This window comes from Streptomyces sp. LZ34 (genome assembly GCF_053890475.1).
Genome location: NZ_CM132680.1, coordinates 7,232,502 through 7,250,635, shown reverse-complemented (window position 1 = coordinate 7,250,635; position 18,134 = coordinate 7,232,502). Strand labels below are relative to the sequence as shown.

19 protein-coding genes and 1 pseudogene are annotated in these 18,134 nt (G+C 70.8%); 11 read left to right on the top strand and 9 right to left on the bottom strand.

The features are described 5' to 3' along the window. Positions 1 to 6: 6 nt before the first annotated feature. Complete coding sequence (locus tag ACWY4P_RS30050; RefSeq protein WP_456203566.1) at positions 7 to 432, bottom strand: ATP-binding protein; 426 nt, start codon at positions 430 to 432, stop codon at positions 7 to 9. A gap of 218 nt (positions 433 to 650) precedes the next feature. Here ACWY4P_RS30050 and ACWY4P_RS30045 point away from each other — a divergent pair, with 218 nt between their 5' ends. Both ACWY4P_RS30045 and ACWY4P_RS30040 read left to right on the top strand, forming a co-directional pair. Next, the gene (locus tag ACWY4P_RS30045; RefSeq protein ID WP_456203565.1) at positions 651 to 1,445 is read left to right on the top strand and encodes a helix-turn-helix domain-containing protein; all 795 of its coding nucleotides are present in this window, start codon (positions 651 to 653) and stop codon (positions 1,443 to 1,445) included. An 11-nt stretch (positions 1,446 to 1,456) separates the two neighbouring features. Continuing rightward, positions 1,457 to 1,654 carry a DUF397 domain-containing protein gene (locus ACWY4P_RS30040; RefSeq protein ID WP_456203563.1) on the top strand — a complete coding sequence of 66 codons (198 nt, stop codon included), beginning with the start codon at positions 1,457 to 1,459 and terminating at the stop codon, positions 1,652 to 1,654. A gap of 7 nt (positions 1,655 to 1,661) precedes the next feature. On the opposite strand, the gene ACWY4P_RS30035 is transcribed toward ACWY4P_RS30040, so the two are convergent. Next, positions 1,662 to 2,015, bottom strand: a complete 354-nt coding sequence (locus ACWY4P_RS30035) for an SH3 domain-containing protein (RefSeq protein ID WP_456203561.1) — start codon at positions 2,013 to 2,015, stop codon at positions 1,662 to 1,664. A 1,207-nt stretch (positions 2,016 to 3,222) separates the two neighbouring features. Here ACWY4P_RS30035 and ACWY4P_RS30030 point away from each other — a divergent pair. The 5 genes and pseudogenes from ACWY4P_RS30030 to ACWY4P_RS30010 form a co-directional block, all read left to right on the top strand. Then, positions 3,223 to 3,468: pseudogene (locus tag ACWY4P_RS30030) on the top strand (MFS transporter); the annotation flags it as partial. 573 nt (positions 3,469 to 4,041) lie between these two features. Further along, on the top strand, positions 4,042 to 4,764 hold the full coding sequence (locus ACWY4P_RS30025; RefSeq protein WP_456203560.1) for a DUF4232 domain-containing protein: 723 nt from the start codon (positions 4,042 to 4,044) through the stop codon (positions 4,762 to 4,764). Between the two features lie 333 nt (positions 4,765 to 5,097). Further along, the gene (locus ACWY4P_RS30020) at positions 5,098 to 5,220 is read left to right on the top strand and encodes a hypothetical protein (protein WP_456203559.1); all 123 of its coding nucleotides are present in this window, start codon (positions 5,098 to 5,100) and stop codon (positions 5,218 to 5,220) included. Further along, a complete protein-coding gene (locus tag ACWY4P_RS30015; RefSeq protein WP_456203557.1) occupies positions 5,217 to 6,140 on the top strand; it encodes an RNA polymerase sigma-70 factor in 924 nt (307 codons plus the stop codon). Before ACWY4P_RS30020 ends, ACWY4P_RS30015 begins: the two co-directional genes overlap by 4 nt. 71 nt (positions 6,141 to 6,211) lie before the next feature. Beyond that, the gene (locus ACWY4P_RS30010) at positions 6,212 to 6,907 is read left to right on the top strand and encodes an NAD(P)-dependent oxidoreductase (protein ID WP_456203556.1); all 696 of its coding nucleotides are present in this window, start codon (positions 6,212 to 6,214) and stop codon (positions 6,905 to 6,907) included. On the opposite strand, the gene ACWY4P_RS30005 is transcribed toward ACWY4P_RS30010, so the two are convergent. Next, a complete protein-coding gene (locus tag ACWY4P_RS30005; RefSeq protein WP_456203555.1) occupies positions 6,904 to 7,551 on the bottom strand; it encodes a response regulator transcription factor in 648 nt (215 codons plus the stop codon). The two genes, ACWY4P_RS30010 and ACWY4P_RS30005, sit on opposite strands and share 4 nt — an antisense overlap. After that, on the bottom strand, positions 7,536 to 8,792 hold the full coding sequence (locus ACWY4P_RS30000; RefSeq protein ID WP_456203554.1) for a sensor histidine kinase: 1,257 nt from the start codon (positions 8,790 to 8,792) through the stop codon (positions 7,536 to 7,538). Before ACWY4P_RS30000 ends, ACWY4P_RS30005 begins: the two co-directional genes overlap by 16 nt. 195 nt (positions 8,793 to 8,987) lie before the next feature. Here ACWY4P_RS30000 and ACWY4P_RS29995 point away from each other — a divergent pair, with 195 nt between their 5' ends. Next, positions 8,988 to 9,428 (top strand): hypothetical protein, encoded by a 441-nt coding sequence (locus ACWY4P_RS29995; protein WP_456203553.1) that lies wholly within the window; start codon positions 8,988 to 8,990, stop codon positions 9,426 to 9,428. Between the two features lie 15 nt (positions 9,429 to 9,443). Here the strand turns inward: ACWY4P_RS29995 and ACWY4P_RS29990 are convergent, their stop codons facing one another. Continuing rightward, positions 9,444 to 10,097, bottom strand: a complete 654-nt coding sequence (locus ACWY4P_RS29990) for a TetR/AcrR family transcriptional regulator (RefSeq protein WP_456203551.1) — start codon at positions 10,095 to 10,097, stop codon at positions 9,444 to 9,446. A gap of 152 nt (positions 10,098 to 10,249) precedes the next feature. On the opposite strand from ACWY4P_RS29990, the gene ACWY4P_RS29985 reads away from it, so the two are divergent. Together ACWY4P_RS29985 and ACWY4P_RS29980 are read left to right on the top strand one after the other, a co-directional pair. Continuing rightward, on the top strand, positions 10,250 to 11,284 hold the full coding sequence (locus ACWY4P_RS29985) for a medium chain dehydrogenase/reductase family protein (protein ID WP_456203549.1): 1,035 nt from the start codon (positions 10,250 to 10,252) through the stop codon (positions 11,282 to 11,284). A 68-nt stretch (positions 11,285 to 11,352) separates the two neighbouring features. Beyond that, positions 11,353 to 11,985: an SRPBCC family protein gene (locus ACWY4P_RS29980; RefSeq protein ID WP_456203547.1), complete on the top strand. Its 633-nt coding sequence runs from the start codon at positions 11,353 to 11,355 to the stop codon at positions 11,983 to 11,985. Positions 11,986 to 11,998: 13 nt separating this feature from the next. On the opposite strand, the gene ACWY4P_RS29975 is transcribed toward ACWY4P_RS29980, so the two are convergent. Together ACWY4P_RS29975 and ACWY4P_RS29970 are read right to left on the bottom strand one after the other, a co-directional pair. Beyond that, positions 11,999 to 12,868: an alpha/beta fold hydrolase gene (locus tag ACWY4P_RS29975; protein WP_456213103.1), complete on the bottom strand. Its 870-nt coding sequence runs from the start codon at positions 12,866 to 12,868 to the stop codon at positions 11,999 to 12,001. 761 nt (positions 12,869 to 13,629) lie between these two features. Then, on the bottom strand, positions 13,630 to 14,322 hold the full coding sequence (locus tag ACWY4P_RS29970; RefSeq protein WP_456203545.1) for a metal-dependent transcriptional regulator: 693 nt from the start codon (positions 14,320 to 14,322) through the stop codon (positions 13,630 to 13,632). Between the two features lie 209 nt (positions 14,323 to 14,531). Between ACWY4P_RS29970 and ACWY4P_RS29965 the strand changes: the two genes are divergently transcribed. Next, positions 14,532 to 15,287 carry an SIS domain-containing protein gene (locus tag ACWY4P_RS29965; protein ID WP_456203543.1) on the top strand — a complete coding sequence of 252 codons (756 nt, stop codon included), beginning with the start codon at positions 14,532 to 14,534 and terminating at the stop codon, positions 15,285 to 15,287. A gap of 46 nt (positions 15,288 to 15,333) precedes the next feature. Here ACWY4P_RS29965 and ACWY4P_RS29960 read toward each other — a convergent pair whose 3' ends face one another. Beyond that, positions 15,334 to 16,842, bottom strand: coding sequence for a PAS domain-containing protein (locus tag ACWY4P_RS29960; protein ID WP_456203541.1), 1,509 nt, complete (start codon positions 16,840 to 16,842; stop codon positions 15,334 to 15,336). Between the two features lie 439 nt (positions 16,843 to 17,281). Beyond that, complete coding sequence (gene pdxH, locus ACWY4P_RS29955) at positions 17,282 to 17,980, bottom strand: pyridoxamine 5'-phosphate oxidase (protein WP_456203539.1); 699 nt, start codon at positions 17,978 to 17,980, stop codon at positions 17,282 to 17,284. Positions 17,981 to 18,134: the final 154 nt, after the last annotated feature.

Sequence of the window (18,134 nt, the reverse complement as noted above, 5' to 3'; positions counted from 1 at the left end):
CGGCCGTTACGAAGCTCCTGTCGCGAGCGAGAACCACACGCCTTTACCGCGCGCCCCGCCGACCCCCAGCGGGGCGCCGGGGCTTGTGCCCCACTTGTCCGCGAGCGCGTCGACGATCCGCAGACCACGGCCGCCCTCGGCGTCGAGGCTCGGCGGGCGGAGGAGGGGTTCGGTGAGGTTGCCGTCGTACACGGTGACGCAGACTTCGGCGGGCTCGACGGCGAGCCAGAGAACGGAGCCGTTGCCCGCGGCATGGGCGTAGGCGTTGGCGGCGAGTTCGGCGGTGCACAGTGCCGCGGTGTCGACTGCGTCGTTGAGCTCTAAGCGACGCAGGACGGAGGCGACGAAGTCGCGGGCGATGCAGGGGGATGTTTCAAGGGGTGGGCAGTACAGCGTGTACGAGTGGGGGCGGTTCGGCCTGGAATTGCCCATGCGGTGGCCTTCTCTCATGAGCGGTGTGTGAGAGGTACGCCACAGACGGTAGGGTTCAAGATGACTCCGGGGCAACCTTGAAGCCGAAACCGCCCCCAAACGAGGTAGACCGTGATACGGCGGCGCGCCACACTCATCAGGAGCCAGGGAAGGAAGCCATGCCACCGAGGAGCACCCCAACTGCTCGCCAGGAGCGCCTTGGTATCGAGTTACGCAAGATGCGCGAGGCCGCGGCCATGACCGCCCGCGATGCCGCAAGGCTGCTGGGCGTCGATCCGGCAAAGGTCAGCCACATCGAGTCCGGCCGTGTCGGCGTCAGCGAGGAGCGCGTACGCCGCCTGGCGGCCTTCTACTCGTGCGGCGATACGGCGCTTGTCGACGCGCTGTCCGCGATGACGTACGAGCAGCGCGGTGAAGGCTGGTGGGAAGCGTACCGGGGGACGCTTCCCGCTCAGTTCCTGGACATTGCCGAAATGGAGTACCACGCCACCTACCTGCGCTCCATCGACATCACGCACATCCCCGGGATCCTTCAGACCGAGGATTACGCGCGCACAGTATTCGGCCACACGATTCCGCAGCTCCCGCAGACAGAGCTGGACGCGCGCGTCGCTCACCGGATAGAGCGTCAAAAAATCTTCGAACGGGAAGTACCGCCGACCCAGGACGCCATCATTCACGAGGCTGCATTGAGAATGCGCTTCGGCGGCCGGAAAGTCGCACGGGCCCAGCTCGAACACCTTCGGGACCAATGCGATCGACCCAACGTCTCCGTGCGAGTGGTCCTCTTCGAGTCCGAGGGATACACAGGCGCCAGCCGTGCGATGCTCTATTCGGGCGGCCCGGTGCCCAAGCTCGATACCGTGCAGATCGAGGCCGCACTTGGCGCAACTTTCCTGCACGCGGAATCACATCTCGAAAGCTACCGCACCGTCTTCACCGCAGTCGGGTCCGCAGCGCTGAGCGGCACCGAGTCGCAGGACTTTATCCACACCGCAGCAAAGCAACTGTGAAGGGTACGCCCATGACCACACCCATCACCTGGCAGAAGTCATCCTTTTCCGAGACGTCGGGAGCCTGCGTGGAGCTGGCTGCCGTGGACGGCGCGATACGCCTCCGGGAGAGCGACGACCCCCACGTCGTCATCACAACAGCGCCCCGCCCCCTCGGCACCCTCATACGCGGGATCAAGGCAGGTAAGTTCGACCACCTCGGCGCGTGACCGGACGTCAGTCCAGATACTTGCTGTAGACCCAGCCCTTCGTACCGGCCCGAATTCCCGAGTGGGTCCGCTTGGTGATCTTTCCGTAGGACCAGCTCTTCTTGAAGTCCTGGAGGCCACCCGTCCGGCAGAAGTAGCGGAAGGAATCCCCCCGGTAAAGCGTCCCGATCACGTGATAACGCGCTCCGGGCCCGGTACGGAATGTCGCGCCGCTGGTGCGGACCTTGAAATTCACATCAGGTGAATTGAACCGGCACGCCGACGACCCCACCGCGGACGCCGTCGGCGCCATGGCCATCGATCCCCCCAGCAGCAACGCCGCCGTCAACGCGATTGCCGAAGCTCTGTACTTGATCTGCATGCGATCACACCCCCCGTGATCAGGAAAATCTTCGTCATCGCACAGAAGAGAGTAGCACCGGGCATTCACGACGCGACGCCTCCGGAATCGCGAGGTAGCAACTCCCCTAGCTCTGAGCAAGGTTGACCGACCGGATGGAACCAATCCGGCGAGTGGGCGCGTCCTTACCCTCTTTTAGGCCCTCACCGAGCCCTCCTTGCACACGAACGGGGCGGCGCACGCCGACGCGGTCTCGGTGGGCGCCGCCCTCGAGCGAGGCGAGTTACGGGAGGCGGCTCGAACGCTCCGCTGCGCTGCGCGTTGGCTGCGCTGCGCGTTGGCTGCGCTGCGCGTTGGCTGCGCTGCGCGTTGGCTGCGCTGCGCTTCGCTGTGCCTGTGCGCCGTCTCGCGGCATTCGGCTCACGCGGGTGCGGCTTTCGTCTCGGACCCTCCGGGTCCAAAGCGCCGGCAGGAGGAGGGAAGGGGGAAGGCTGGCCCGGTGTCCCGATTCCCTGGCCCGGCGGGCAGCTGAGCTCAAAGATGCTCCGCTGCGCTTCGCGGCGACTGCTGCCGCGCGGTGGCCGGGCTGGTCGGTTCAGCGGTGCGCTGAACCGGGGCCTGGGAGCGCGACGGGCAGGCGAGCACTACTGGGCGGGACCGGCTCTCCCCCACCCCCTCTAAAAAAATCGATTGCTCTGCATCAAGCATTTTTTTAAGAGGGGGTGGGGGGAGGCCCCAACCGGACCGACGTCTACCGCTCTGGGCGACCAACCACCGTTCCGCCACCCGCCAGCCGGTGACGGCCCGTCGGGGCCGGACGGCGACGATGCCTCCGCCGCCCCTCCCCTTCCCGCTGCTGGCCGCTTTGCGCCGAAGGCGCGAGACGATACCTGCTCCCGCCCATCCGACCATGCCGTCCAGCGGCGGGTGCGAGCGCCGAGAGGGCGGCGTACGCCGACGCGGTGTCGGTGTACGCCGCCCTGGGGCGCCCACCTCGGCGACGTCGCACGGCACCCACTCGAACCTCCGGGTACAGACAAAAGATGTGGCCTAGGTTCCTGGCTGCTCGGTACGGTCGCGGCCATGGCGATCGTGGAGGCTCCGGGATGGACGGTTCGACGTGCGGGCATGGGCGGCGTGGCTGGGCTCGTGCAGTCGCGCGATGGACAGCGTCCGTTGCTGATGAGCCAGAGGTGACCAAGGGACTCAACGGGTGAGAAACGCATCCGTGTCCACCGTCCCTGCGGCCCGCAAGAGCGGACCAGCCTGGGCCCTACTGCTCGTCCTGTGCGGCACGATCTTCCTCGAGGGCAGCGACGTCGCCATGCTGGCCGTTGCCATCCCCACCATCCGCGCCGACCTCGGCCTGACCACCGGCACCGCGGCGTGGGTGATGAGTGGCTACGTGCTCGGCTACGCCGGTTTCACCCTGCTCGGCGGCCGTGCCGCCGACCTGCTGGGCCGGCGGCGGATCACCATCGCGGCGACCGACAGCGTGGCCAAGGAGGAGCAGGGCCTGGCGGGCGGGCTGCTGTACACGTGCACCCAGTTCGGCTCGGCGGTCGGGATCTCCGCGGTGACCGCGGTGTACGGGATCGCCGCGGCCGGCGCCGATGGCTCACCGGGCGCGGTGCTGGACGCCTACCGCACGGCGCTCGCCGTCCCGGCGACAGCGCCCGCGCGATCGAGCCGGCGGTCGCTCACCCCGGCCACCCTGCAGTTCGGCGCACAGTAGCCCCTCGTCCAGCGGCTGCTGTCGGTTGCCAACGCTCCGCGTTGACGCCCTCCTCCGCCTTGCAGCTGCACGCACCAGACCCCGCTCGACCCTGCCAACACCGCACCCCCGCGTTGCCAGCCGACCTGATCCGCCGGACAGGCCTCAGTAGGCGGGTGTGACCTGGCTCCTCAGTTCCCCTTGGCGTCTTTTCCCTGGTCACAGTCGTGTTAGCCGGATGTTAGTGAGGCGGCAGTGTTGCGGTAGCGGCCCCGGTCAGAGTTGTTGTCGTACCGAGCAGACGACGACACCGACCTCTCTGGGGGACCCGAAATGCGCTCCAACACCACTGCCCGCATCGCCCGCCGTCGTACCCTCCGCGTCGCCGCCGCAGTCCTGACCGCAGCCGCCGCCCTGACCCTGACGGCCTGCAACGGCGACACGAAGTCCGCGGGCCAGGCCGACACGGCCCCGGCCGGGTCCAGCAGCTCCCCGGGTTCCTCCGACGGTGCGCAGGGTTCCGACGCCAAGGCCAAGGGGGGCTCGGAGGCGGGCGCCGCGGAGAATCAGTCGGGCAGCGGGCAGGGCGCCACCGAAGGCGGCGGCAGGGCGCACGCGGGCGTCGAGCGCTGCCACACCCAGGACCTGAAAGCCGCGTTCGCCACGGGTGAGGACGCGCTCCCGGTGCCGGAGGAGAGCGCGGGCGGCGCGACGACCGCCACCATCGTCCTGATGAACAAGGGCACCAGCTCCTGCAGGATCGGCGGCTTCCCCGGTGTGGACCTGACCTCGATAAACGGCGGCGAGCGCTGGTCCCTGGCCCGCTCCTCGCAGAAGTGGAGCTCCCTGGAGGTGGAGGCCGGCCAGAGCACCGAGTTCACCCTCAACCTCGCCTTCACCAAGGAGGAAGAGGGCTTCTACCAGCCGGCCTGGGTCGAGATCACCCCGCCCAACGAGACCAAGTCCCTCAAGATCGAGTGGCCCTGGGAGACCGACAGCCTCGTCGACCAGCGCGGCGCCACCCGCCCCGCCACCTTCGTCAACCCCATCGGCTGACCAGCCCAGAGCTGTGCCATGAAAGTCCGCTGCCCCGGTGCGTCACACCAGGGCAGCGGACTTTCCGTTTCACGGCCCGCACCCTGAAGACCGTGTCCTACGTGGTGAGGCGGAACTCCCGTCTCCCAACCGTCCTCCCTCCCATGTCACAGACGGACGGGGCTGTCTTGTCTCAGGTAGCGAAGACAGACGCTCATGTCGGGAAGGTGATGATCATGCGGGTGTTCGTGGCAGGCGGGACCGCGTCCAGACCGTTGGTTCGCCGCCACCAACCGGCTGCGCACCGAGGGGACGGACCACCTGCTGGCGGCGTTGGGCCGGAGGGCGACGGGCGTGTTCAACATCGTCGACGACGAACCGGCTCCGGCGAGATCCAACGCCAAGACCAAGCGGGAGCTCGGCCAGCAGCCGCGCTACCCCTCGTGGCGGCAGGGTTTCAAGGAGGAGCTGGCATGACCCGGGCCGAGGAGTTCCATGAGCTGCGGCCGCTGCTGTTCTCGATCGCCTACCGGATCCTGGGCAGCGTGGCCGAGGCCGAGGACGCGGTCCAGGAGGCCTGGCTGCGCTACGAGGTGTCCCCGACGCTCCCCACCTCGGCCAAGGCGTTCCTGTCCGCCGTGGTCACCCGGATCTCGATCAATGTGCTGCGCTCGGCCCGCGTCCGGCGCGAGGAGTACGTCGGGCCATGGTTCCCCGAGCCGCTGCTGACCGACCCCTACCAGGACCCCGAGCGCTCGGCCGAGCTGGCCGACTCGGTGTCGATGGCGGCCCTGCTCCTGCTCGAACGGCTCACCCCGCTCGAACGCGCGGTGTTCGTGCTGCGGGAGGTGTTCGAGTTCGGCTTCCCGGAGATCGCCTCGGCGGTGGGCCGCTCGGAGGCGGCGTGCCGTCAGCTGGCGGTGCGGGCACGCCGTCATATGAACGAGGGCCGCCCCCGGTTCGAGGCCGACCGGCGCGAACGCGAGGAACTGGCGATGCGGTTCTTCGGCGCCTTCGCCGACGGGGACGTCGACGCGCTGCGGGAACTGCTCGCCGCTGACGTGCGGTTGGTCGCGGACGGCGGCGGCAAGGCACCGCAATGGGCCGGGGGCTTCTTCGGCGCCGACCAGGTGTCCCGGGTGATCGCCGCCCTCCTCCCGCCGTTCGTCCGGATCGGCGGCGTCGTGGAACCGCACCAGGTAAACGGCCAGCCGGGCGCGATCTTCCGCGACCGGGACGGCAAGGTCATCAACACCTGGACGCTCGACATCCTCGATGGGCAGATCCAGACGATCCGCACGGTGAGCAACCCCGACAAGCTCGGGCATGTGGGCCCCGTGGCGGATGCCTGGGCGGTCCTGCGCGAAACGCAGCAGGCCCGCCGGGACTCGGACTGACCGGGACCCGCTGCGCGCAGCTCCCCGGAACGACCACCAGAAGGCATAGCAACCGAGGAAGAACAGTCGTCATGCGCATCACAGTCTTCGGGGCCAACGGTCCCACCGGCCGCCTGCTGACAGGCCAGGCGCTCGCCGCCGGACATCGGGTCGCCGCGGTCACCCGGCAGCCCGACTCGTTTCCGCTGCGCCACGATCGGCTCGAGGTGGTCGGTGCCGATGTGCTCGACCCGGTGGCCGTCGACGCCGCCGTGGCGGAGCGGGACGCGGTGCTGTCGACGCTCGGGGTGCCCGCCGGGAAGGAACCGATCAGCACGTATTCGCGGGGAGTGGCCAATATGGTCGCCGCGATGAAACGGCACCGGGTGCGTCGGCTCGCCGTGGTCAGCTCGAGCGGGGTCGACCCGCGCCCGTACTCCGAGGGCGGGTTCCTGTTCAACCGAGTGCTTCTGCCCTATGTGACGCGGGTGCTGGGCAAGACGCTGTACGACGATATGCGGCGGATGGAAACGCTGGTCCGGGCCAGCGATCTGGACTGGACGATCGTGCGCCCGAGCGGGCTGTACCACCTGCCGTCGGTCACCGACTACGCCGTGGTCGAGGGCCACGCCGACGGCAGGTTCACCGCCCGTGCGGACCTGGCCGCGAGCATGCTGGCCCTGCTGGACGACGACCGTCACCTCCGCTCCACCGTCAGCGTGATCACCACCGTCCAGAATCCCACCTTGCTCCAGTGGATCCGCCGCGAAGCCCTCGCCAAGAGCTAGAGCTTGTTGAGGTAGGCCAGGACGGCGCGGACGCGGCGGTTGTTGTTGCCGTCGTCGGTGATGCCGAGTTTCCCGAATATCGAGGTGGTGTATTTGCTGATGGCGCTCTCGCTGAGGAAGAGCCGCTGGGCGATGGCCTGGTTGGACAGTCCTTCGGCCATGAGGGCGAGCACGGAGTGTTCGCGTTCGGTGAGCCGTCCCAGTCGTCGGTTCGAGGACCCGCTGGAGAGCAGTTTGGTGATGACGGCCGGGTCCATGGCAGTACCGCCGGCGGCGACGCGCTCCAGGGCGTCGATGAACTGATCGGCGTCGAACACGCTCTCCTTGAGGAAATAGCCGATGCCACCGGCACCGTCGGCCAGGAGCTCGCGGGCATACAGCTGCTCGACGTACTGGGAGAGGATCAGGACCGGCAGCCCGGGCAGTTCGCTGCGGGCGGCGAGAGCCGCCCGCAGGCCCTCGTCCGACTGGGTCGGCGGCATGCGGACATCGACGACGGCGACATCCGGCCGCCACTTCAGCAGCGCGCCAAGCGTCTCGGGCCCGGTGGCCGCCGTCGCCACCACCTGGTGTCCGCACGCCTCGATGAGGCGGACCATGCCGTCACGCAGGAGGTACAGGTCTTCGGCTACAACGATTCGCACGGCACCATCATCCTCACGCGGGTCGGACCGCCCGCCGGGCTGGTGAGCTCCACGGTGCCGTCGAAGACCGCGATACGGCGGCGCAGCCCCGCGAGCCCTCCGCCTGCCCGCACATCGGCCCCGCCCCGGCCGTTGTCCTCGACCTCGACGACGATCCCGGTGTCGTCCCGGGCGATGGAGATCCGGCCCCGGGTGGCATGGGCGTGCTTGACCGCGTTGGTCAGCAGTTCGGCGATGCCGAAGTACATGGCGGACTCGATCGGCGGGTCCAGGCTCAGCCGGCCGTCGGCGCTGACGCTGGTTTCCAGCGGGCTGTCCATGGCGAGGGTGCGCACGGCGTCGACGAGCCCCCGGTCGTTCAGTACCGGCGGGTTGATCCCGTGGACCAGTTCGCGGAGCTCGCTCAGTGAGGTGGCGGCGCCCACCCGCGCCTCCCGCATCAGCGCCTTGGCCTGGCCGGGGTCGGTTTCCATCAGTTTCTCCGCGGTCGCGAGCGACAGCCCGAGCATGACCAGGCGTGCCTGCGCCCCGTCGTGCAGGTCCCGTTCGATGCGGCGGATCTCGGCGGCTTGCGCGATCGTGGTGTCGGCGCGCTGGGCCGTCAGCTCCTCCACCCGGTCGGCCAGCGCCATCGCCGACGACGGGCGCAGAAAGCGTACGGCCACCGGCTCGACGGACCGCCAGGCGTACGGGGCGGTGGCGATGGCCACGACCGCGCCGACCACCACGACGAGGAGGCCGGCGGACCCCAGTTGGCTGAACCCGAGGACCGCCGCCACGGCTCCGGCCGGCGGGATGGCCGCGATCACCCCGATGGTGATCGGCACCATCGCCGTGAACCGCAGATCACGCCAGGTGGCGGGATCACTCCACCAGAGCCGCAGCCGCTGCTCCCGGCGGGCGTCCTTGCTGGTGCGCGAGTAGGAGTAGCCGTTCCACCAGTACCCGGTCGACATCTGTGTCACCGGGGTGGCCCCCCGATACCCGGCGGGGATGACGGTGCCCGTCCACTTCGCGACGAGGGAGCGGACCATCCGGCAGACCGGGCGGGACAGGGCGAGGGTGCCCATGCACGCCCATATGAACGGGCCTGTCCACGACCACGGGTTTCCGCCCCACCACATCCACAGCGCCACGGCGGCGGCCCATACGGCCGGGACCAGCAGGGCGACGGCCACCACGACGCATGCGCGGGCAAACCCCACGCATGCGCTCGTCACCCACGACACCAGCGGTTTCATGATGCTCCTTCTTACTTCGTGGCCCAGTGAGTCCACTGTGCGCCGGGCGAAGTCTGTTTCCGGCCAGATCGGCGCAGAAGTGGGTCCAGACCCACCCCACCGTGCGTCCAGGCGCATACCGCCCCGGCCGGGCGCTCCCTAGCTTCGAATCCGCGCCGGAAACCCGGAGTAGATCGAGGAAGAGAAGGAAGAAACATGGCAACCCCGAACCGCACCACGGTCGAAGCCGGTCACGTCAGCCACCCGGCCACCCAGCAGGCCTTCGGCACGGTGAAGAAATGCGTCGTGGCCTACGGCGCGTTCAGTGTCGCGGTCCTCGTCGTGGTCGTCGTCCTCTCGGTCATGGGCCGCGAGGTGACGTCGTTCATGTGGGGCCGCACCGGCGGGATGTTCGCGAGCGCCGTCGTGACGTACTGGCTGACCGTCGTCGCCTCACGGGGCGCGCGATGGGCCTATACACGCGTGCGCATCATCGCCGTCGTCGTGCCGGTCGCGATCGTCGCCATCGACTCCATCCCCGGCGCACTCCCGCTGTGGTTCGTCGTGCCGCAGATCGCGGGCGCCCTCGCCCTCGCCCCCACCGCGTTCATCGTCAACCGGCCCGAGCTGCGCGCCGCCTTCCCCAAGGCGCGCTGACCGTTCAGCGTGTTTTCAGCGGCCTGCGAGCAGGCCGTCCAGTTCGGCCGCGAAGAGCTGGGCGGGGTCGAATCCCATCCCGGCGAACTGGCCCGCGAGTTCCAGGGACAGCACGCCGTGCAGCCGGGTCCAGAGGATCAGCGCCCGGTGGAGGACCGCCGACGGGGCGGGGTGGCCGCCCGCCCACTGCCGGTGGTCCTCGAGGTGCGCGTCGAGTGGCGTCGCCGGAGCGTCCGAGGGCAGCGCGTTCCAGGCGTCGAGCAAGCTCGCCATGATCTCGGACGCGATGGCGGTGATGTCGTCGGGCGCGTGGTAGCCCGGAACGGGCGTGCCGTAGATGAGGAAGTACCGCTGGGGGTCCTCCAGGGCCCATCCGCGCATGGCGTGCGCCAGCGCGGCCACGTCGGCGCCGGACTTCTCGGACGCCGCGCGGATCGTGTCGGCGAGGCTTCGGTACGCGTCCCTGATGAGTTCGGTGATCAGCTCGTCGCGGCTGGCGAAGTACCGGTAGAGCGCGGGTCCGCTCATGCCCATCTGCTTGGCGATCGCGTTGAGGGAGAGCGCGGACGCCCCCGCCGTGGCGATCTGCTCCCAGGCGCGCTGCTTGACCTCCGCGCGCACCTGGGCGCGGTAGCGCTCGCGCGGGGTTGTGATGCCCGTTTCCGCCATGGTCTGCCGCCCTTCCACACCTGCGCAACTACAGCATCAAGGTTTAGTTAGAAGCTATCACGAAGGTCGTTGACAGCCTCTTCGTCATAGCGTTATAACTTCTAACGAACGCAACGGCATCTAGCAAAGCGTGAAGCGCAGTGGAGGTCGTCATGAACGCCGAAGGACTCGTCGAGGTCGTCCTGCCGGGCACGGTCGAGCCGGAAGGGCTGCAGATCCGGCGCGGTGGAGCCGTTCCGTCCCCCGGTCCGGGGGAGGTCGTGATCCGGATGGAGGCGACCGGGGTTTCGTTCGCCGAGCAGCAGATGCGGCGCGGCCGCTACTACGACCAGCCGGCGTACCCCTTCGTGCCGGGCTACGACCTGGTCGGCACGGTGGCGGCGATCGGCGAAGGCGTCGAGCCGGGACTGGCCGGCACCCGGGTGGCCGCGCTGATCAAGGTCGGCGGCTGGGCCAACTATGTGGTCGTCGAAGCGGCGGACGTGGTGGAGGTCCCCGACGGGATCGGCGCGGCGGAGGCGGAGACCCTGGTCGTCAACGGGATCACCGCCTGGCAGATGCTCCACCGCAAGGCCCGGGTCCGTGCGGGACAGACCGTCGTGGTGCACGGCGCCAACGGCGGCGTCGGCTCCGTCCTGGTCCAGCTCGCCCACGCCGCCGGCGCGAAGGTGATCGGCACGGCGTCCACCCGCCACCACGCCGCCCTACGGGAGCAGGGAGTCACCCCCGTCGACTACCGCGCCGGGAACGTCGCCGCGCGGATCCGCGAACTCGCCCCCGGCGGAGTGGCTGCCGTCTTCGACCACGTCGGCGGCCGCGGCATCAGCGACTCCTGGAGCCTCCTCGCCCCCGGCGGCACCCTCGTCTCCTACGGCAGCGCCTCCACCCGCGACGACCAGGGCTCCAAGCAGTGGCCCGTACTCAAACTCCTCGGCCGCGTCTGGCTGTGGAACGCCCTGCCCAACCGCCGCCGGGCCTACTTCTACAACGCCTGGGCCGGACGGGCCCTGGCCAAGAACCGGTTCCGGGCCCGGCTGCGCGCCGACCTCACCCAGGTCTTCGCCGCCCTCCAGCGCGGTGACATCACCACCAAGATCGCCGCCCAACTGCCGCTCACCCGCGTCGCCGACGCCCTGCGGCTGGCCGAATCCGGCACCGTCGCCGGAAAGGTCGTGCTGACCCCGTAACGCACGGCGCCGTTCACACCCGAACACCCGAACGTTCGATCCCGCCCACCCACGACGAGAGGCACACCATGCTCAGCAACACATTCAGGACCGGCGTCCGCACCGCCGCCCTCACGGTCTCGCTCGCCGTCGCCGGCGTCCTCGGGGCCGCCCCCGCTGAGGCCCAGGCCGCCCACCACAGCGGTCCCTCCCAGTGCCGCGGGGAAGGCGTCGACACCAGCGCCCGTATCCGCTACCAGTCCGACATGGTGATCAACGCGCCGCTGAGCACCATCTTCAAGCTACAGACCGACGTGGAGCGCTGGCCGACCTGGCAGCCCCCCGTCCTCACCATGAAGCGCCTCGACCCCGGCCCCCTGCGGAAGGGTTCGCAGTTCCGGTGGACCACCCCGGCGCCCGCCACCCCATCGACCCCCGCCACCACCCTGGACATCACCTCCACCGTCCAACAACTCCAGCGCAACCACTGCATCCTGTGGCGCGGGCCCGCGATCGGTGACGGGCTGCGCATCGACGAGGGCGTCCACCTGTGGACCTTCACCAAGGTCAAGGGCGGCGTCCGCGTCCACACCGAGGAGACCTGGACCGGCGCCCAGGTCGAAGCCGACGTCCCCACCGCGACCGCGGCCCTCGGCGCGGGCCTCGAAGCCTGGCTGCACGACCTGAAGACCACCGCCGAATCCCGCGCCCGCGCGCGGTGACGCGGTGAACCGGCTACGCGGGCAGCACCGAGGCCAGGAAGGGCTCCACGGCCCGGCGCCAGCCGTCCGGCTGGTCGTAGTGGACGAGATGGCCCGCGTCCGTCACCTCCGCATACTGACCGCGCGGCAGAACGCGCACCATCTCCTGCGCCTCCGCCCGGCCCAACTCGCCGTCCAGGCCGCGCACCACGAGGGTCGGGCACTGCACGAGCGCCAGCTCCTCCCAATGGGCGTCATGGACCCAGGTCTCACGGGCCTTGAGCATCTGGCGGCGGGAGAAGACCGGGCGCCAGCCGTCCGAGCGCTCGGCCATGATCTCGGCGAAGAAGTCACCCCGCGCCGGATTGGGCCGCTCCAGCCTCGGGTCGTCCTCGCCGAACCACTTGCGCACATCGGCGAGGGTCGCGAACGGCAGCGGCCAGGACGCGAACCACTGGGTCCACTCCGCCTGCGAGGCGGAGCCCAGCGCGGAGGCCCGCATATCGCAGATCACCAGGGCCCGGACCAGGTCAGGGCGGCGGGCGGCGAGCTGCCAGGCGGTCAGCGCGCCCATGGAGTGGCCGATGAGGGTGACGGGGGCCAGGCCCAGCTGCTCGACCGCGGCCGCGGCGTCGGCCACATAGGCGCCGCGGTCGAACGGGCCGTCAGCGGGCTTCTCGCTGCGGCCGTGGCCCCGCTGGTCGAGGGCGACGGCCCGATGGCGGGTGGCCAGCCAGCGCGCCGTGCGCGCCCAGTGAGCCGCCCGGCCCATCAGGCCATGGAGCAGAAGAACACCCGGCCCACGCGAGGCCCGCGCGCCGCCGCCCGCCTTGGGCGGGTCGGCGAACTCCCAGGCGGCGAGACGCACGCCGCCGGCTCCCGTCACACCGATGCGCCGCACCATGTGTTCTGGCACCTCCATTCCTCCCTCGACCAGCCCCAGGATATCGAACTCTTATTCGAACATGCCGTTACGGCCGGGCAACACCCCTCGTTTGAGTGACCGTGCCAGGGGGTTGATCGTCCACACCGAGGGGAGACAGCTAGCGGGAGGCGGACTGCTCGGGGAAGGAAGTCCGCGGGGGCCGACCCTGGGAGCTCGGGGCTCCGGGTCGACAGGGCCTCCGGCCGTACGGGCCGCGTCACAGCGGGCCGTACGGCCGGAGGCCCAGAGGGGGGACATGGGGAAGCAGGGCCCCGGCGACTCAAGGCGCCGGGGCCCTCGCTCTCCTCGCTGCCGATCGCCCGCAGGGCGGCATCGCCCGTCAGGCCCATGAGCCCCCTCCCCCCGACCCGGGGAAGCACACGAGCAGACCTCGAATGCCCCAGCCCCAGGTCCCTGCACACCTCTCGGCGCACGAGCGCGCTCGTGCATATATGCCTCAGCGACAGAGTCGCACGCGGCGGGCCCGACCGCTCGGATTCCACCAACTCCGGTATCGGGAAAACCTCAGGAAAAGACCCCGCCGCAGGTCACGACCGCCGAACCGGTCGATTCGGTCAGCGTGTCACGGGGGTGACGCGGGAGGTGACGCGGGCGAAAGCGGTGTTTCGGGGCGGTGTTTCGGCGCCCCGAGGCGGTGCTTCGGGGCCGTGTTGCGGGGGCGTGCGGCCGGGTCCGGGCGCGAAAGGGGCGTGCCCGGCTGCCCGGCCGGGGCGCGGCGCTCAGCGCTTGGCGACGAAGACGTGGGAGGCGATCTCCGCGTCCAGCTCGGCGGCCTCGCCGCTGCTGCCCACCAGCACGCCGCCGGGCGACTCCGTCACGCTCACCACCGAGCCCGGCTGCACCCCCGCCCGGCGCAGCGTGTACATCAGCTGGGCGTCCATCTGGATCGGCTCGCCGATCCGGCGCACGACCACCGTCTTGCCCTCGCTCCCCGGCTCCAGCTCGCGCAGGCTCACCATGCTGTCGTCCAGGAACGGGTCGACCTCCGCCTTCTCGCCCAGCTCCTCCAGGCCCGGGATCGGGTTCCCGTACGGCGACTCGGTGGGGTGGCGCAGCAGCTCCAGCACCCGCCGCTCCACCGCCTCGCTCATCACATGCTCCCAGCGACAGGCCTCGGCGTGGACCTGCTCCCACTCCAGCCCGATCACGTCGACCAGCAGACACTCCGCGAGCCGGTGCTTGCGCATCACGCGGGTCGCCAGGCGGCGGCCCTCCTCCGTGAGCTCCAGGTGACGGTCGCCGGCGACCCTCACCAGGCCGTCCCGCTCCATGCGCGCCACGGTCTGGCTGACCGTCGGGCCGCTTTGGTCGAGTCGCTCCGCGATACGGGCGCGCATCGGGACGACACCCTCCTCCTCCAGCTCGAGGATGGTGCGGAGATACATCTCCGTAGTGTCGATCAGTCCGGACATGCGTGCCCCTCGAGTGTGTCGTGCGGTGGCCCTGACCCCAATTCTGACGCATCCCGCCGACAACGGGGTCGAGTCCGGCGGCACTGTGCCCATTGGAGCAGTTCGGAATCGACCCAGTATTGACAGCGCCCTGACCGACGGCCCAACGTGATCCGCGCCACGCGGCACCGACCGCGGCAACCCACACCAACGGGAAGGGTCACTCGGGGATGAGCGAGAGCAAGCTGGCCGGGCAGTACTTCGACGCCGCCATCGGCCTGCTGCGGCGGGTACGCGACGAGGAGGCCGAGGCCATCGGCGCGGCGGGCGCCCTGGTCGCCGAGACCGTCGCCGCGGGCGGCCGCCTCTTCGCCTTCGGCGCCGGCCACTCCTCGCTGCCCGCCCAGGACGTCGTCTACCGCGCGGGCGGCCTGGCCCTGATGAACCTGCTCCCGGTGCCGGGGATGGTCGGCGTGGACGTGATGCCCGCCACGCTCGGCAGCGCCCTGGAGCGCGTCGACGGGCTGGCCGGCGTCGTCCTGGACAACAGCCCGGCGCGGGCGGGCGACCTGCTCTTCATCATCTCGCTGTCCGGGCGCAACCCGCTGCCCGTGGAGATGGCCATGTCCGCGCGGGCGCTCGGCCTCAAGGTGATCGGCGTGACCTCCGTCGCGTACACCACCGCCACCACCTCGCGGCACCGCTCCGGAGACTTCCTGAAGGACCACTGCGACCTGGTCCTCGACAGCAAGATCCCGGTCGGTGACGCCGAGCTGACCGCCGACGGCGTCGGGGCCCCCTTCGCCCCCGCCTCCACGGTCGTCACCTCCGCCCTGATGCAGGCCGTGATGGCCACGGCGGCGGGCGAGCTGGCCGCGCGCGGCATCGACCCGCCGATGCTGCGCTCGGGCAACGTGGACGGGGGCCACGACTGGAACGGGCGGGTCATGGCCGAGTACGGCGACCGGATCTTCTACCAGCGCTGAGCACCGGACGGCCGGAGGCGCCAGGCCGCGCTAGGCCCTGTCCGGCCTAGCCCAGCTGCTGCGCGAGGTCGAGGGCGGCCGCGACGCGGGCGCAGACGTCCTCGGCGTACGCGGCGTCCGCACGGTCGAAGGGGCGGCGGCCGGAGCAGCGCAGGAAGGTGATCACGCCGAGGGTGCGGCCGCGGCTGCGGAGCACCGCGCACAGGCCGTGGACCGTGCCGTCGGGCCACTTGCGGGCCGCCGCCCACCCGGTGGCGGCCGCCTCCTCCGCGCGGGGCGCGCTGACCCGCACCGAGCCGCAGCGCTCGGCTGCCTGGAGCGCCGGATGGCTCTCCGTATAGGCCAGCGGAATGCCTCCCGCGACGATCGCCGGGCAGGGGCCCGGGGCGCCGCTCGGCGTCGCCGCCGCCCGCACCAGGCGGACCCGGTCCGGGTCGGGGCTGCCGGGCCGGTGGGCCTGCGGGGCGTCCAGGACCAGGTCGATCAGGGCGTGGTCGGCGAAGCCCGCGAGCGCGAAGTCCAGATGGACGGTGGCCGCCTCGGCCGGGTCCTCGCACTCGGCCGCCGCCCGCGCCGCGCGGTGCAGCTGATTGCCGCGGAAGCGCAGCCGTGAGCCGTCCATCTCGTGGCGCTTGAGCTCCGTCACGTCCTGGAAGATCCAGGCCACGCCGAGCGGCACCGGCTCCTCCGCCAGCGGCGAGGCCAGCCGCAGAAAGCCGCTGCGCCAGCAGCGCCGCGCGGGGGCGCCGCCGTCACCGGCCCCGCCGACGGCTCCGCCTCCGCCGCCCCGTAGACCTCTGAGGCCCTCACCGGCCTCCCGCAGGCTCACCCACAGCTCCGTGGGCGCCGGGGGCGCGCCCTCCGCCAGGACGTGCTGGAGCGCGCACTCGAGCTCCTCCAGGCCCTGGTCGAGCAGCTCCCCCAGCGGCCGCCCCAGCGCCGCCGTACGGCCCGTGCGCAGCGCGCGCGCCGCGTTCTTGTTCACGACCGCGGGGCGCAGATCGGCGTCGACCAGGACCACGTTCCACGAGGCGTCGTCGAGCAGCGCCTCGCTGAGCGCTATCGACCGCTCCAGGTCGATCTGCGTATGCACCTCGCTGAACGCGCAGTACACCCCGCCCGGCCGCCCGTCCGCCCGCGGCACCGCCGAGGACTGGGTGCGCACCAGGACCCGGCCGCCGTCCTTGGTCAGCAGCGCGAACTCGTGCACCTGGCGCCCCGGGGCGTCCATCGCCGCCATCAGCCGCGCCTCCACCTCGCGCGCGTCCGCCGCCCGCACCGCCCACCCCGCGAACCCCTTGCGGCCGACGGCCTCCCGCGCCGACCAGCCGAGGATGCGCTCGGCCTCGCGGTTCCAGTGGGTGACGGTGCCCTGGGCGTCGAAGGCGCACAGGGCCGCGTCCATGCCGTCCAGCAGCGCGGCGAGCAGCCCCGAGTCGTCCTCCGGGTCTGCCGCGGCCCCCGGCGGCTCGTCCTCGGCGGCCCGCGGCGGCGCCGGAGCGGATGGCACGGCACGAGCCGGCTGTGCGGGCTCGGAACGTCGCGAAGCGCTCACCGGGCACCCCCTGGTTGACCTGACAGCCACGGCCGCGTGCGGTGGTGCACGCCGTGACATTCAACTCGAACGTGACACGCGCCACACCGGATTCCGCTAAATCGTTGCGACCCGGAAATTCACTTGTGGCGCGGCAAACCGGTTCTTAGGCTGTGGAGCACACGAGAAGGGAGGTGGTTCGGCCGATGTATCAAATCCGGACGCGTGAGGTGACTGCGGGCTAGTAGTCCGTCGTCGCGCTCAGCGCATTCGCCGGACAGGCGCACTGAAGCAGGTGCGCAGCCGGCCAATCCCAAGCAGTCACCCGACCCGCGGGTCGCCGGTACGTCCGACCGGCTCCCTCGCCTCACGGCGCAGGGAAAGACCCGCGGGTCGTCTGCGTTTCCCCCGCCCCGCCCGCCCTGCGTTTTTCCCCCAATACGCAGCCCCCCACAGCCCGCTACGGGCTCAGGCGCTCGATCCGCCAGCCCTCGCCGCCCGGGCCCGGGACGTACCGCAGCCGGTCGTGCAGCCGGTTCTCCCGCCCCTGCCAGAACTCCACCGCGTCCGGCACCACGCGGAAGCCGCCCCACTCCGGCGGCACCGGCACCTGCTCCCCCGGCGGATAGCGGTCCGCCAGCTCCCCGTACGCCCGGTCCAGCTCCTCCCGCGAGCCCACCACCGAGGACTGCGCGCTCGCCCACGCCCCCAGCTGCGACCCGTGCGGCCGGGTCCTGAAGTACGCCGCCGTCTCGTCCCGGCCGGTCCGCCGCGCCGTGCCCGTGATCATGACCTGGCGGGCGATCGGGTGCCAGGGGAAGAGCAGCGAGACGTACGGGTTCTCGGCGAGCTCACGGCCCTTGCGGGACTTGTAGTTGGTGTAGAAGACGAATCCGCGCGTGTCGAAGCTCTTCATCAGCACCGTGCGGGAGCTGGGCCGCCCGGCGGCGTCCGCCGTCGAGACCACCATCGCGTTGGGCTCGAACAGACCGCTCGCCACGGCCTGCTCGAACCACCGCGTGAACTGCCCGTACGGGTCGGCCGCGAGATCGCGCTCGGCGATCCCCTCGGCGCGGTAGTGCTCGCGCATGGCGGCCGGGTCATAGGTGCGCGCGGCCGGACGCGCCGAGAATTGCGGGTCAACGTGAGGCACGCGCATATCTTGCAACATCAACGCCGCGCCTCGGCTACTGCCCCGAACGGGCGATCCGCCTCCCTACTTTGCCCTCTTCCGGCCGCGCCGTAACCCTTTCCGTGGGTGGCGCGGGGTGTGCCGCTTCTCACGCTTCCCCGGGGGTACCTCAGAGACCAGA